The 14,446-nt window shown below is 54.5% G+C and carries 11 protein-coding genes; 4 read left to right on the top strand and 7 right to left on the bottom strand.

Annotation, left to right across the window (positions count from 1 at the left end):
* Positions 1-20: 20 nt before the first annotated feature.
* The 5 genes from AAC086_RS07375 to AAC086_RS07395 all read right to left on the bottom strand — a co-directional run bounded on the left by AAC086_RS07375 (position 21) and on the right by AAC086_RS07395 (position 7,021).
* On the bottom strand, positions 21-1,316 hold the full coding sequence (locus AAC086_RS07375) for a TRAP transporter large permease (RefSeq protein WP_339777111.1): 1,296 nt from the start codon (positions 1,314-1,316) through the stop codon (positions 21-23).
* Positions 1,313-1,894 (bottom strand): TRAP transporter small permease, encoded by a 582-nt coding sequence (locus AAC086_RS07380; RefSeq protein ID WP_339777114.1) that lies wholly within the window; start codon positions 1,892-1,894, stop codon positions 1,313-1,315. The genes AAC086_RS07375 and AAC086_RS07380 overlap by 4 nt, the downstream gene beginning before the upstream one ends.
* A gap of 125 nt (positions 1,895-2,019) precedes the next feature.
* Entirely contained in the window at positions 2,020-3,042 is a 1,023-nt protein-coding gene (locus AAC086_RS07385; RefSeq protein ID WP_339777117.1) for a DctP family TRAP transporter solute-binding subunit, read from the bottom strand.
* A 340-nt stretch (positions 3,043-3,382) separates the two neighbouring features.
* Positions 3,383-4,156: a transporter substrate-binding domain-containing protein gene (locus tag AAC086_RS07390; protein ID WP_339777120.1), complete on the bottom strand. Its 774-nt coding sequence runs from the start codon at positions 4,154-4,156 to the stop codon at positions 3,383-3,385.
* Between the two features lie 960 nt (positions 4,157-5,116).
* Entirely contained in the window at positions 5,117-7,021 is a 1,905-nt protein-coding gene (locus AAC086_RS07395; RefSeq protein WP_339777122.1) for a DEAD/DEAH box helicase, read from the bottom strand.
* 398 nt (positions 7,022-7,419) lie between these two features.
* Here AAC086_RS07395 and AAC086_RS07400 point away from each other — a divergent pair, with 398 nt between their 5' ends.
* Positions 7,420-9,090, top strand: coding sequence for a methyl-accepting chemotaxis protein (locus AAC086_RS07400; RefSeq protein ID WP_339777124.1), 1,671 nt, complete (start codon positions 7,420-7,422; stop codon positions 9,088-9,090).
* A gap of 101 nt (positions 9,091-9,191) precedes the next feature.
* Here AAC086_RS07400 and AAC086_RS07405 read toward each other — a convergent pair whose 3' ends face one another.
* Entirely contained in the window at positions 9,192-10,052 is an 861-nt protein-coding gene (locus tag AAC086_RS07405; protein ID WP_339777126.1) for a prephenate dehydratase, read from the bottom strand.
* Between the two features lie 256 nt (positions 10,053-10,308).
* Positions 10,309-11,055 carry a 3-deoxy-manno-octulosonate cytidylyltransferase gene (locus AAC086_RS07410; protein WP_339777129.1) on the bottom strand — a complete coding sequence of 249 codons (747 nt, stop codon included), beginning with the start codon at positions 11,053-11,055 and terminating at the stop codon, positions 10,309-10,311.
* Between the two features lie 340 nt (positions 11,056-11,395).
* On the opposite strand from AAC086_RS07410, the gene AAC086_RS07415 reads away from it, so the two are divergent.
* The 3 genes from AAC086_RS07415 to AAC086_RS07425 all read left to right on the top strand — a co-directional run bounded on the left by AAC086_RS07415 (position 11,396) and on the right by AAC086_RS07425 (position 14,430).
* Positions 11,396-12,184: a c-type cytochrome gene (locus tag AAC086_RS07415; RefSeq protein ID WP_339777132.1), complete on the top strand. Its 789-nt coding sequence runs from the start codon at positions 11,396-11,398 to the stop codon at positions 12,182-12,184.
* A gap of 102 nt (positions 12,185-12,286) precedes the next feature.
* On the top strand, positions 12,287-13,069 hold the full coding sequence (hisN, locus tag AAC086_RS07420; protein WP_339777135.1) for a histidinol-phosphatase: 783 nt from the start codon (positions 12,287-12,289) through the stop codon (positions 13,067-13,069).
* A gap of 134 nt (positions 13,070-13,203) precedes the next feature.
* Positions 13,204-14,430 (top strand): cation:proton antiporter, encoded by a 1,227-nt coding sequence (locus AAC086_RS07425; RefSeq protein ID WP_339777138.1) that lies wholly within the window; start codon positions 13,204-13,206, stop codon positions 14,428-14,430.
* The last annotated feature ends 16 nt before the right edge of the window (positions 14,431-14,446 follow it).

Here is a 14,446-nt window from a genome sequence, read left to right on the forward strand (position 1 = left end):
CTCTCCAAAAGATTAAATCTTCACGTGCGGTAGCCTAACAATTCAGGCAGCCAGGTGACCAAGGATGGAAATGCAATCACAAAGGTCATGGCAATCGCCATCGACAGCACCAGCCACAGGCTCCATCCCACCGATTTTTCAAGCGGAATACCGGCGATGCGGGTTGTGACCATCAAATTAACCGCAACAGGCGGGGTGAACTGACCAATGGCGATGTTCATCGCCATGACCACACCGAACCAGACCGGGCTCCAGCCAAATTCCTGCATGATCGGCATCAGGATCGGCAGCATGATCAGATAGATCGACACACCATCCAGCACCATACCGGCCAGCAGCAACACCACCATGATCAGGGCCAGCACCACATGTTCGTTGCTTGATAACCCAAGGATGGCATTGGCCAACAAATCAAACGTCCCCAATGCCGCCCCGGCCCAGGCAAAAATGCCCGCCAGCGAAATGATCAGCATGATCACGCCCGATGTAACAGCAGAATCGACAAACAGGCGATAAAGATCGCGCAAGCGGATGGTGCGATAAACAAACATGCCAATCACCAGCCCATAGGCCACGGCCACAACAGCCGCCTCGGTCGGGGTGAACAGGCCGGAGCGCAACCCGCCCAAAATGATGACCGGGGCCAGAAGACCGGGCAGCGCGTGCATGAAGGCCGGTAAAATAGCCAATTGGCTGCGGGTTTCCTGCGCACCAAAATCGTGTTTGCGCGACAGCAACAGCACCGGAATGATAATGGCAACCCCTGCCAGAATACCGGGAATAATCCCGCCTGCGAACAAGGCACGAAGGTCGGTTCCCGGTACAATGATCGAATAAATGATCAAGGCGACCGACGGCGGAATAAGAATGGCGGTCGAGGCCCCTGCCGCAATCACACTGGCGGAAAATTCACGCGGATAACCCGCGCGCATCATGGACGGGATCATAACCATGGCAACAGCAGCGGCATCAGCCGGGCCAGAACCCGACATGCCCCCCATCATCATGCACACCAGCACGGCAACAACCGCCAACCCGCCCCGACGCGGGCCAACAAGCGCACCGGCAAATTCCACCAGCCCCCGTGCAACGCCGGATCGTTCGAAAATCATGCCGGTTAAAATAAACAGGGGAATAGCGATCAGCGGATATTTGGCAATGCCGCTATAGGTATTGGTCCCCACCGTGGCAAGCGCATAGACATCAAGACCGAAATAAATGCCAATAACTGCGGAAAAACCAAGGGCCACAGCAATGGGAGCCCCCATAAACAACAACACGGCAAAGGCCGCAAGCAGGGCGATACTGGGGGTCATTTTGCCCCTCCGTCGCTATTCTGTGCATCATCTTTACGGCGCGCGCGGGTCAACCGCCAGGCATGTTCAACAACCCGAAACAAAATAACCAGCGACAGTAACGGCAACCATATCGAATAGATCCAGCTGGGATAACCAAGCCCCGCCGATACTTCACCGTAATTATATTCATCAAGGGTAAAGGTCGCCCCGTAATACATGATCATGGCGAACAGCAAAGTGGTAATGGCCAGAATCAAAAGCTCGACCACAAGGCGAACCGGGCGGGAAAAGCGTTCGAGGAAGAATGTAATGCGAATATGTTCGTTCCGGGCAAAGGCAATAGAAGCCCCCACCAGGGTCATGACGACCAGCAAAAACACCGAAAATTCTTCGGTGAAAGCAAAGGAAATGTCGGTCAGATAGCGCACCACCACATTGGCAAGGCTGATCAGGCAGATCAGACCCATGGCAAGGGCGGCAAGGGCTTCTTCAATTTTCAGCCACGGACCACCGGCGTCACCGCCATTTGTTTCGGGCGATGCATTGCCGTGCGGCTCGGCATCAAATTCAATAGGGATTCCGTCACGATCCGACACGGTCGGGACCTTTCAAACATAGCGCATAATTTTAAGGAAAAAGCAGAAGACAGAAAACCGGCCCCCACAGTGGCAATGTGCCGCTGCGAAGGCCGTGCATTCAATATTTTGCAGGCACGAAAATCTTAACGGTTGGCAACGGACTGTTCAGCCATGTCAACCAGGTCGGCACCGATGCGTTCTTTCCACTTGTTATAAACATCGCGGGTCGCATCGACGAATTTCTGACGCTGTTCATCGGTCAGCGTGGTGATTTTTGCGCCGCGCGCCTCAAGCGACAGGATCAACGACTGGTCATCTTTGGTCATACCCTTGCGCGCCAGCCCAATACCATAGGCACCGGCATCATCGGCAGCCTGTTTTACAATCGCCTTGTCTTCGTCGCTAAACGAGTCCCAAACACGGGTATTGACCGCAAAAATCAGCGGATCAGCCACATAATGCCACATCGTAATATAGACCTGACCCGCGTTTTCCATTTGCGCAACGTCATAAACCGTCAACGGGTTTTCCTGGCCATCAACCGCCCCTGTGGTCAATGCCGGTTTGGCATCGGCCCAGCTCATTTGCGTCGGATTGGCACCCAGGGCACTGAAAATATCGTTATAAAGCGGCGATCCGACCACACGCATTTTCAGCCCGTCCAGATCGGCAGGCGACGTGATCGGATGCTTGGAGTTGGTCACTTCACGGAAACCGTTTTCAGACCAGCCAATCGGCTCGATCCCCTGTTTACGGATCGCTTCAAATATTTTCTCGCCGACCGGTCCCTGGGTCAGGGCATCCATCGCGGCGAAATCAGGCATCAGAAACGGCAGCGAAAACAGGTTCAGTTCTTTCACCTGCGGCGACCAGTTAATGGTCGAGCCAACGGCCATATCGATAATGCCCTGGCGCATGGCGGTAAATTCCTTGGTCTGATCCCCCGACACCAGTTGGGCATTGGGATAGACCTTCATTTTAATGCGGCCATCGGTACGATCCGACACCAGGTCGGCCCATACGGTCGCGGCTTCCCCCCAGGGAAACGGTTTTCCCAGAACAGTTGAAACCTTGTACTCGGCTTTATAATCGGCGGCATGCGCAGTCGCGCTCAGGGCCAGGGCCGCACCAACAACCAGTGCGGGCAGGCTTTTTAAAAAATTCATAATGTTCGTTCCTCCCAGAACGGCTGTGTTTGGGTAACTTAATTTTGTTAATGGCGGAAGTTAATATGGAATCTGTCGTGAAAACAACTGCAAAGGCACAATTTCGCCCTATTCCCGCCCCGCGCCCCGTTTCCCCTGCCGCTACCCTGCGTATTTTCCCGCAGGCCTCTCTGCGGTACGGTCAAATCTCGCCCCTGCCCGCATGACCGGGATAACATGCCACCCCGATCAGATGGATTTTGGTGGAAAGTCGGTTAAATGTTTAGTCCCGGCATTTACACAAGACACATAAAAGGCAGCCGATGAAGGCCGCCTGCAAACAAGTGGAAAAAGCCGATTGTCAGTTACTCAACCGGCCCCATTGCGCAATATTACTGGCAAGAAGTTTTTCCATCAGCCCATCATCCACCAGTTTACGAATGGCAGCAGAAAGGCGCACCCGCATGGTTTCGGTATTACACGGCGAACTGTGCGACATGGTTACAAACAAATCTTCCGCGCTGATCTCGACCGGGTTGGCAACAATGTCGTTCAGGTTGTTTTGGGCGATAAAGGCGGCAGCGGGAAAATCTTCATAAACCAGATAGTCGGCCCGCCCCAATTCGACCAAACGCAGGCTTTGTGCCAAAGTCGGACTTTCGTGCAGGGTCAGTTTTTCGGCGGCAAACCTGTCAAATTTTGTCCCGAAACTGTTATTGATAACAGTTATCCCATCCAGCCCGATCAGGTCGTGCCACTGGGTGATGGCATGGGGGAAATTCGTGCGCGTCCACACCCGGGTGCGGGTACCCTGAAAGGCCGGTTTCAGGTAATCCATATACTCGGCACGGCTCGGAGTAAAAAATGCCCCCGCGATCAAGTCGATATTGCCGCGCCGGATTTCTTCCTGCACCCGCCCCCACGGGCCACCATTGACCACCGACATTTCAAGCCCGGCTTCCTTGCCAACCTGAATGATAAAATCGGCATTTGCGCCGATCAGTTCGGACGGGTCATCGGGGTTGGGCCACAAATAAGGGGGATAATCGGGATTACCCGATACCAGCAAACGATGACATGAAGCATCGCCCGCATATGCGGACGAACCAATGCCTGTTGCCAACAAAAACAACATGGCCCAACACCCTGCCATACAGGATGCAACCCGCTTAAACGCCACAAAATCCAGGCTTGAGACCATTTTAGATCCCCCGCTCCTACAAAATGCCAGGCTGTTTTTCCAAAGGGCTATTCAAATATGGCAAAGACCGGCAAGGGAAACATCTGCCCGGTACTGGCCACTTTCCATATCCCTGTTAGCAATGCTGTAGTCTGATCCGCAAAATGTTAACACAAATCAAATTGAGTCCCAAGATGATGTTTACAAAGTCATTTCGCACGGAAAAACCCGAAGAACGCTTATAAATAAAACCAAACATTCATCGATCAGCATATTCGGTATTCCCCTACAAACACCGAATTCACATACATCAAACCAGACAAAGGCGTTTACTGCAACATCATCCCTCAATAATTTAGTCGAAGGTATAAATAAAACGCTCAATGAAGATGCACATAATCCGCAATATCGTGCCGTATCTTCATTAAATCACTCGCATTTAAGTGCCGATTTTATCAGTTCAAAAACGGACATTCGAACAAGTCATCTCCTGCGCAAACACGCCCGAACGTGCCATATTAAAGGAAAAATGCTTTAAAGCACTTTTCCTTTAATATGACCCATTTTGCCAGCTCAGTCTGCCGCCTGGCAAGGAGAAGTCCGCCGGGCGTAATGGGTTTACGGACAAGGATTTCGACGCGGCCAGGCGGCAGACTGTGCTGGCCCACAGGGTTTGTTTTTGGCGGTGTTTGGCGGCGTTACACCGCTCGCCCGATGCGCCGCATCGCGCAGCGCGCTGTGCCTTGCCAAACGACACGCCAAAAACAAACAAAATGGGTCATATTAAAGGAAATGTGCTTTAGCCCCGCGAGACAGCAAAAACGACACTGCCCATAGAGAGTCGAAAAAAAACGGGCGGCAAACCCGCAAAGGTTCGCCGCCCGTTTCATCAAAATCAAATCAGTTGGTTGGCAATCAGGCCGAACGACGTTTCAGGCCCTGCTGACCGGTACGGGCACCGCCCTGGGTGCGCGGACGATCAGCGAAATCGCGTTTGCCACGTGCTTCGCCGCCTTCGCGGAACTTGAAGCCTTCGGTACGACCCGCATCACGCGGCTTGCCCGCAAAACGACGTTCCCCGGCACCGGCACCAGCCGCTGCACGATCTTCACGCGGAGCACGGTCATTGCGGTCTGAACCACGGTCGTTACGATCTTCGCGGCCACGGAACGAGGTCGGGCGATCATTGCGATCACCACGATCCGGGCGGTCGCTGCGTGCCGGACGATCGGCCTGAACCGGACGTTCGCCACGTTCTGCGCGATCACCACGCGGGGCGTAACCGCCATCACGTTCGCCACCACGGACACGGTCACGGTTCGGACGACCGGCAAAACCACCACGGTTTCCGCCGCGATCTTCGCCTTCAAAGCGCGGCTTGCGCGCCGCAAAATCGCCCCGATCACCACGGTCATTGGCAACTGCAGCATCATCACGGCGAGCGAAACCGCCCCCCTGATCATTGCCACGTGCAAAACGACGGCCACCTTCACCTTCGCTGCGGCCGCCAAAGCCACCGCCGCCATTACCACCACGACCGGCATAACCGCCGCGACCAGCACCTGCACCAGCACCGCCGCCATTACCGCCACGGCCAGCATAACCGCCACGACCACGACCAGCGCCGCCGCCATTGCGATCATCACGGCCACCACCGGCACCGCCACGGCGTGCTGCCGGGGGCGATACATGGAATTCGTGATCTTCATCAATCGTCACATCCTGACGGATGACACGTTCGATATTGCGAAGATGACGGACATCACGCGGTTCGCAGAACGAAATCGCAATGCCTTCTGCGCCACCACGACCGGTACGACCGATACGGTGGACATAATTTTCCGGGTCGGTCGGCAGGTCATAGTTAACGACATGCGAAATACCGGGAACGTCGATACCACGGGCAGCAACATCGGTTGCAACCAGAACCGGGAAACGGCCATCCCGGAAATTGCGCAGGATTTTCTGACGGATGCGCTGCTGTTTGTCGCCATGAATGGCGTCAGACTGTATACCGGCATCCTGAAGCTGGAACGCCAGTTCGTCGGCATCAAGTTTGGTTTTGGTGAAAACCAGAACCCGGTCACTGCCTTCGCGCTTGATAAGCTGCAACAGTAAAGCGGTTTTGTTCTGGCGGGTTACAAACATGCCACGCTGGGTCACACGTTCGGTCACACTGGCCTGCGGTGCAGTCTGCACCTTGACCGGATCACGCAAAAGGCGATCGGTCAGATGGCGGACGGCATCTGGCATGGTTGCCGAAAACATAACGGTCTGATGTTTGTAGGGCAGCAATTCAGCAACGGTCAGAACATCTTCGGAGAAGCCCATATCAAGCATACGGTCGGCTTCATCAAGAACGAAGACTTCAACATCGTCAAAACGAACCGTGTTGCGTGACATATGGTCAAGCAAACGGCCCGGTGTTGCGACAAGAATATCACAACCGCGACGCAGTTCCTGAATCTGCGGGCCCATCGGTGAACCACCGTAGACAACAGTTGAGAACAGGCGAATGCCTTTTTTGAAATCGCGCAGGCACTGGCCAATCTGGTTTGCCAGCTCACGAGTCGGTGCCAGAATAAGGGCACGCGGCTGACCAGGAGCAGGGCGTTTCGGGTTTTCAGCCAGACGCTGAATCAGGGGCAAACAAAATGCTGCGGTTTTACCACCACCCGTCTGGGAAATCCCCATCAGATCCTTGCCTTCCAGCAAAGCCGGAATGGTTGCGGTCTGAATTTCCGTCGGAGCCGTAAAACCAGAGGATTCGACATTGCGCAGCAGAGGCTCGATAAGGTTGAGCCCTTCAAAATTCGTCATAAAAGGTAAAGTCCTTCAAAACACCGGTGGCGCCATGTTCACGCCTGAAAAAAAACAAGCCTGCCCGAACGCAAGCTTCCCGGTGCTCGGCGATATACCGCAGCCACGGACCCTGCATGAGAAGGCAATGATGGGCCATGACGTCATCACGTCACAACCGCCCCCGCCTATCTACACAGTTCCTGACAGCACTATCTGCCCTACAAGCGAAGGAATGACCCGGTTGATACAGACATGTTGGAGACTTGTCAAACTATCTGGACGCCGGTCAGCCATGCGACAAAAGCACAATAGCAACCTTGGGGCAGCATAACGTGATATATATATAAAACCTGTCCACCTTACGGCTCTAGGGGGCCGCGTCCCATAGTGGATTTCATTTGCAGGGGGCCAATACCATGCGCTTTCGCGTTATGACCGGTGTTTTCGCAATACCGGCGATATGCCTGATCACACTCATCGCCATCATTACAACCGTTGCCTTTAGTTACCAAAACAGCATCCGGGCCGAGAAATACAATGAAATCAGCCACCTGACCGAGGGTGCTGTCAAAATCATTGATCAATATATCAACAAGGTCGCCTCAGGCGCCCTGGATGAGGCAACGGCCAAGGCCGAGGTGCTGGCCCTGCTGCGCGAATACCGGTTTGCCTCTGATAACTATATTTATATTTCCGATTTCAGCCATTGCATGGTGCTTGATCCCTTAAGCCCGGGCGATGAAGGCCAGTGCAAACCCGACAGCAAAGTGCGTCAAATGATTGTCAGCACGGCAAAATCGGGCGGCGGAGTAATCACCTATGAAACCAAAAAGCCCGGCGAAGGCGACCAGTTGATTGAAAAAGCCGCCTATGTGCGCCCGATTCCGCAATGGCAATGGGCGCTAGGGACCGGTGTTTACATGGATGATGTCGCCAGGCAGTTTCACGCTGTTTTATGGCAGCTCGGGTTAATCTCGCTGATTGCAATTATCATTGCCGGTACACTTTCCTGGATGGTCAGCAAGCAGATTGCCCAAAGCATTGTCGGGTTGAACCGCAATATCCGCACCATTGCCGATGGCAATTATAATGCAGCGGTCGATACCGATTCGCGGTTTATTGAAATTGCCGATATGGCCACAGGCGTTTTGTCGCTGCGCGATACATCGGCATCCGCCAAAAAACTTGAAGCCGAGGCCCTGAACCAGAAACAGCAAGCGGAGCAAGCACGGCGCAGCCACATTCGCGATATCGCAACCAAGCTGGAACGTGAAGTGGGGTCCATCGCCCATGCGGTTGACGGATCGGCAAAGAAATCACTGAATTTATCAGAAAACATGGCCCGCAATGCCAATGGCATTCTCAAACATAGCCGCGAAGTCGCCGCCACCGCGGGCGATGTATCGGCCAATGTTGATGCCGTTGCCGCCGCCACCGAAGAACTTTCCTCCTCGATCCATGAAATTAGCAGCCAGGTTGACCAGATGGCGCAAACCGTTATCCAGGCAACCGAAGAAAGCAACAATGCCCGCAACGATGTGGGGGGATTATCGCAATCGGTTGATAAAATTCAGGAAATCGTCAATCTGATTAACGATATTGCGGGCCAGACCAACCTTTTGGCCTTAAATGCCACCATCGAGGCTGCCCGGGCCGGGGATGCCGGCAAAGGCTTTGCCGTGGTAGCAAGCGAGGTGAAAAACCTGGCCACCCAGACCGGGCGCGCCACCGAGGAAATTGCCAATCAGATCAATTCTGTGGTCGACGGCACCAACCGCGCCGTAAGCGGCATCAGCCGGGTTTCAGATACCATTGGTGTTTTGCGCGAGGTTTCGACGACCATTGCCAGCGCCATTGAGGAACAGGGGGCCGCAACCCGCGAAATTGCGGGCAACGCGCACCGCAGTGCCACTGGCGTCAAACAGATATCCGATACATCGGACAAAACCATGCACGATGCCCAGGGAACCACCGGTGATGCCGACCAGATGAAGACGGCCACACAGGAACTGTCGCAACGCTCGGCTGAACTGACACAAATTATTGGCCGCTTTGCCAAAGACCTGAGCAAACAGGCCGACACCTGATGGCTGCCCGCCAGGGGGGCCGTATGTGAACCACATCGTAAAACGGGCTGTCACATTTAAAATGTGACGGCCCGTTTGTTTGTTTCCAATACGCAGGTGTTTTATTCAGCGGGCAAAACATTTTCACGCCGGAACGGATGGGCAGGATAAACACCCAAAATCAGAACTTCATGAGAAAAAAACTGCAATTCTTCAAGGGCATGACGCAACCCAAGCTGGTCGGGATGGGCTTCGACCTCGGCGAAAAACTGGGTCGCGGTGAAATGCCCCTCGACCATATAGCTTTCCAGCTTGGTCATGTTGATGCCGTTGGTAGCAAAGCCGCCCAGCGCCTTGTAAAGGGCGGCGGCCACGTTGCGCACCCGAAAAACAAAACTGGTCACAACCGGGCTGCCATCATTTGGGGCGGTTTTGGCCTCGCGCGATAAAATAATGAAACGCGTGGTGTTGTGCGCGGCATCTTCGACCTCGGTGCGCAACACATCGAGCCCGTAAATTTCAGCCGCCAGCAACGGTGCAATCGCTGCAATCGATTTATCCCCCAGATCGGCAACTTCCTTGGCACAGCCCGCAGTATCAGAGCCAACAATGCCGGGCACACCCAGTTCCTTGCGAATTTTGCGGCATTGGCCAAGCGCGTGAACATGGCTGCGAATTTCGCGAATATCGGAAATCTGCGTGCCTTTGACACCCAAAAGCGCATGATTGATGCGCAGGAAGGTTTCACCAATGATATGCACGCCCGACTCGGGCAACAGATGATGAACATCGGCCACACGGCCCGCCAAAGTATTATCAATCGGAATAACCGCCAGATCGACTTCGCCATCCCGCAACGCCCCAAATGCGCCTTCAAAGGTCGGACAGGGTACTGTTACAGCGCCCGGAAAAGCCCGCCGTGCCGCCTGATCGGAATAGGCACCGTGCATCCCCTGAAAAGCAATTCGCATTTGGTCGGTCATTAGATCATTCCCGTTAAATCAGGGCCGTAGCCCCTAACAAATAGAAGAAGTATAACGCCCCGCCATGGGCGTACCGGCCGATAACGACACGGCATTTTTGTTATAGCGATAATTCGGGCCGCGATAAAACCATCCATTTTGCAAGGGCAGCACAGCATCTGCCCCGCCCCCGCTTTTGCAAACCGGCATCGCACCAATATTAAAGACCGGTGTGATGCCGTTTATTTGCCATAAACGGTCGGGTTGGGCGGCCCAATCAGCCGCGATTTGCCAGAAATTCGCGCGCACGTTCCAGATCTTCGGGTGTATCAACGCCCAATGGCACGCCATCGACCAGCGCCACGGCAATTACCATGCCGTTTTCAAGGGCGCGCAATTGTTCAAGCCGTTCGCGCATTTCCAGTTCCGCCGGGGGCAAACTGACAAACCGGTCCAGTGCGGCCCGGCGATAGGTGTAAAGGCCGATATGATGATATAGCGGGCCATCGCCGTGCGGGGCGGTTGCGCGGGTAAAATACAGCGCGCGGGCGACACGCAAATTGCCAAATGCCGCCACGGCCTTGACCACATTGGGATTATTGCGTTCTTCGTCACGGCGAATAACCGCTGCCAATGTGGCAATATCCACCGCCGGGTCCGATAGCGGGTTAAATACCGCGCGAATATCGGCGGCATCAATGGTTGGCAGATCGCCCTGCACATTCACCACCGCATCGTGTTTTTTAAGCGGATCAAAGCTGCTTAAGGCCTGGTGAACCCGGTCAGACCCGCTAGGCAGGTCGGGATCGGTTAAAACAGCAATACCACCGGCATTGGTGATGGCATCAGCAATTTCCTGTTCCGCGCAGGCGACAAGCACAGGGCCGATTTCGGCTTCGACCGCGCGCCGCCAGACATGCACAATCATCGCTTCGCCGTGAATATCGGCCAGTGGTTTGTTGGGCAAACGGGTGGAAGCCATACGGGCCGGAATGACAACAACAGGATTGCGGGGGGCGGACATGGGTATGGGGTCTCCGATCCGAAAACAAGGGGCGGCCCCGGCAGACATTATCAACGTAAACGCGATGCTGTTTTACCGGGAAGAAGTTGAAACGACGCGACAATAACCGGTTTCGCCCCTGTGGCAAAAGCACGAATCCAACGGGAACTGCCAATTTTTGGCAAGTTTTCCCTTAACTGTGAAGAAAGGTTGATGAAAAACCATGAAACGTATAGTTTCCGATCAGGCAGTCTGGCCTGTTGTCGCATGCGTATTTGCGTGGGGGCGTCAGGGACGCATGGGTCAGCCGCGTCATAAGAATAAAACCTGAGAGTTATATAGGCTGTTACGGGATCCCGTCATGAAAACGATGGAAATCAATAAGATCATCGCCGGTATCATTGTCGCCGTGCTTTTGGTGATCGTTGTCGGCAAGATTGGGGGGGCGCTTGTCCACCCCAAACAACTGGAAGAACCGGTTTATCCTTTTTCGGATGATCTGAGCGCTGCGGCAAACAAACCTGCCGCTGCACCTGAGGAACCTGCGGGTCCTGAACCGATCCTGGCAATGCTGGCTGATGCCGATATTGCTGCGGGCGAAAAGGTCTTTAAAAAATGCGGTGCCTGCCATGACAATACCAATGGCGGGCCCAATAAAGTCGGCCCGAACCTGTATGGTATCGTTGGCAATGTGGTCGCCCACAAAGATGATTTCAGCTATTCCGACGCGGTCGCCAACCATGGCGGCACGTGGGGATATACCGAGCTGAACCATTTCCTCGCTGCGCCCAAGGATTACATCCCGGGCACCAAAATGTCGTTTGCCGGTCTGAAAAAGGCATCTGACCGCGCCAATATCATCGCGTTCCTTAACAGCATGTCGGATAATCCGTTGCCTGCCCCGACTGCCGATGAAATTGCCGCCGAGGAAGGGGGAGACAAAGCCGCAGCCGAAACCGGCGAAGCCCCGTCTGACGAAGGTGCGGCCAAAACCGAAGGGAGTGACGGTGATGCAGGCAATGCCGCAACAACCGACAATGCCGCCGGTGATGCTGCCGCCCCGCAAGAAGAACCGGCCAAGGAAGGCGATGCTGCCAATGATAATGGCGCACCGGCAACCGACGAAGCACCGGCCGCCGCAGGCCAGTAATTCAGACCGGTACAATAAAACACTTATTTTGCAGGGGACGGTTTTCCGTCCCCTGCTTTTTTATGGCATAAAGCGATTCTCTGTTGCGCACAGGAGCCCGCCTTGGAACAGTTTGACCCGTTTATAAAAATCGCCCATCGCCTTGCCGATGCGGCCCGCCCGGTGGTTCGTAAATATTACCGCACGGCTGTTGCCGTGGATGTAAAGGCCGATGCCAGCCCGGTCACCATTGCGGACCGCGAAGTTGAAACCACCATGCGCGCCATTCTGGCCGAGGAATGCCCCGATCACGGCATTCTGGGCGAAGAACATGGCCACCATAACCTTGATGCCGAATATGTCTGGGTGCTGGACCCGATCGACGGCACCAAATCATTTATCGTTGGTAAACCCAGCTTTGCCACATTGATCGCCCTGTGCCGCAACGGCAAACCGGTGCTGGGCATTATCGACCAGGCCATCACGGACGAACGCTGGGTCGGCATTGAAGGCCGCGAGACAACGTTTAACGGCACCACCGTCACAACCCGTCCCTGCCCGGCCCTTGATCAGGCCATTTTCTTTACCACCGCACCCGAACTGTTTCGCGGTCCGCAAATTCAGGCCTATGAAACGATTCGCACCCAATGCCGCCAACCGATGTACGGGGTCGATGCCTATGCTTATGGCCTGACCGCCCTTGGTTTGGCTGATGTGGTGGTAGAAGCCAACATGCAGGCCTATGATTTTTGCGCCCTTGTTCCCGTTGTAGAAGGTGCGGGCGGCAAAATGAGCGACTGGCAAGGCGAACCCTTACACATTTACAGCGACGGCTGTGTGGTTGCTACTGGTGATCATCACTGTCACGAACAGGTTGTGGCAATCACTAGGGCAGCAATGCCTTGATCTACATCCCGTTGACCGGGTGTCGGACAGTACGAAGACCCACTTAAGTAGCCACTGCACACCGATCACCCCTTACCCTGTCGCCATGCGCAAAACGCACGGCGACAGGGACTTAATTGCCAAAGGCCTGGATCATGCAGGAATGGATCGCCATTTTATTTGTCGCATCGGGGCTGGTTTACGGCCTGTGGTCGCGGCGCATGCAAAAGTTCAACATATCATCGCCGATGATGATGGTGCTGGCCGGGGCGATTGTGGCAGTTCCCCTGGGGTTATGGGCGCAGGCCCCGCTTGAACCACTAAAAGATAACTTTCATTTTGCCCGGGTATTTTCTGAACTGACTCTGGCGATCATTTTGTTTCTGGATGCAGCAATCCTTGATTACCGCAAGGAACGGCCCGCCCTTCGACTGGCGACCCGGTTGCTGGTGGTGGGCCTGCCCTTAACCATCTTGGTGACATGGGTGGCAGCATATTATGGCATTGCCCCGGGCATTGGCATTGTTCCGGCCTTGCTGATTTCATTAATGGTTTCACCAACCGATGCCGCCCTTAGCCGCCCGGTTCTGGAAAACGGACATATTTCATCGCCGGTGCGCCAGGGCATCAATATCGAAAGCGGCCTGAATGACGGGCTGGTTTTGCCCGTGTTTACAACCGCCCTTGCCATTGAAACAGCCCTAAGCGGACAAAATACCAATGGCTGGATCAGCGAAGCCATTTTGGAAATTTTGCTGGGGGCCGGGGTTGGCGTAGCATCCGGGGTTATTTTGGGCGTGCTGATTAACCATGCCGTGGCCCGTAACCTTATGATCGACCGCTTTGAACGGCTGTTTGGGGTGTTATCGGCCCTGCTGATTTTTCTGTTAGCCGAAAAGGCCGGTGGCAATGGATTTGTCGCGGCCTTTGCCGGGGGACTGGCGCTTAACGTTGCCAGCTCCAAAGTCACCGATGTGATTGAAAGTTTTGGCGAGGCCGAGGCCGAACTTTTAACCATGCTGACATTTTTTGTCTTCGGGCTGTTGATTTTGCCATCGGTCTATGAACTGTGGACCGCAGAAATGACACTGTTTGCCATCCTCAGCCTGCTGGTTCTGCGCCCGGCCTGTGTGTGGATCTGCATGATCGGCTCGCCCTATAATCTGGCGGAAAAACTGTTCATCGGCTGGTTTGGCCCGCGTGGCATTGCATCCATCATTTATCTGTTGATCATGGTCACCCTGCTGGGCATTTCAGGGTACGAATCGCTTATCGCGTGCGTTGCACTCATTGTAACAATCAGCGTGATTGCCCATGGCATAAGTGCAACACCTCTTTCAAATGCCCTTGCCAGATACACCAAAAAGAAACGCCCGGCCTAAGCCGGGCGCACATCCA

Source organism: uncultured Thalassospira sp. (assembly GCF_963976115.1).
Taxonomy (GTDB): Bacteria; Pseudomonadota; Alphaproteobacteria; order Rhodospirillales; family Thalassospiraceae; genus Thalassospira.

Excerpts from the sequence above, each read along its gene's own strand:
- AAC086_RS07415 (WP_339777132.1), top strand. The coding sequence starts at position 11,396 with ATGAAAACGATGGAAATCAATAAGATCATCGCCGGTATCATTGTCGCC.
- AAC086_RS07390 (WP_339777120.1), bottom strand. The coding sequence starts at position 4,156 with ATGTTGTTTTTGTTGGCAACAGGCATTGGTTCGTCCGCATATGCGGGC.
- AAC086_RS07410 (WP_339777129.1), bottom strand. The coding sequence starts at position 11,055 with ATGTCCGCCCCCCGCAATCCTGTTGTTGTCATTCCGGCCCGTATGGCT.
- AAC086_RS07425 (WP_339777138.1), top strand. The coding sequence starts at position 13,204 with ATGCAGGAATGGATCGCCATTTTATTTGTCGCATCGGGGCTGGTTTAC.
- AAC086_RS07385 (WP_339777117.1), bottom strand. The coding sequence starts at position 3,042 with ATGAATTTTTTAAAAAGCCTGCCCGCACTGGTTGTTGGTGCGGCCCTG.
- AAC086_RS07400 (WP_339777124.1), top strand. The coding sequence starts at position 7,420 with ATGCGCTTTCGCGTTATGACCGGTGTTTTCGCAATACCGGCGATATGC.
- AAC086_RS07395 (WP_339777122.1), bottom strand. The coding sequence starts at position 7,021 with ATGACGAATTTTGAAGGGCTCAACCTTATCGAGCCTCTGCTGCGCAAT.
- AAC086_RS07405 (WP_339777126.1), bottom strand. The coding sequence starts at position 10,052 with ATGACCGACCAAATGCGAATTGCTTTTCAGGGGATGCACGGTGCCTAT.
- AAC086_RS07375 (WP_339777111.1), bottom strand. The coding sequence starts at position 1,316 with ATGACCCCCAGTATCGCCCTGCTTGCGGCCTTTGCCGTGTTGTTGTTT.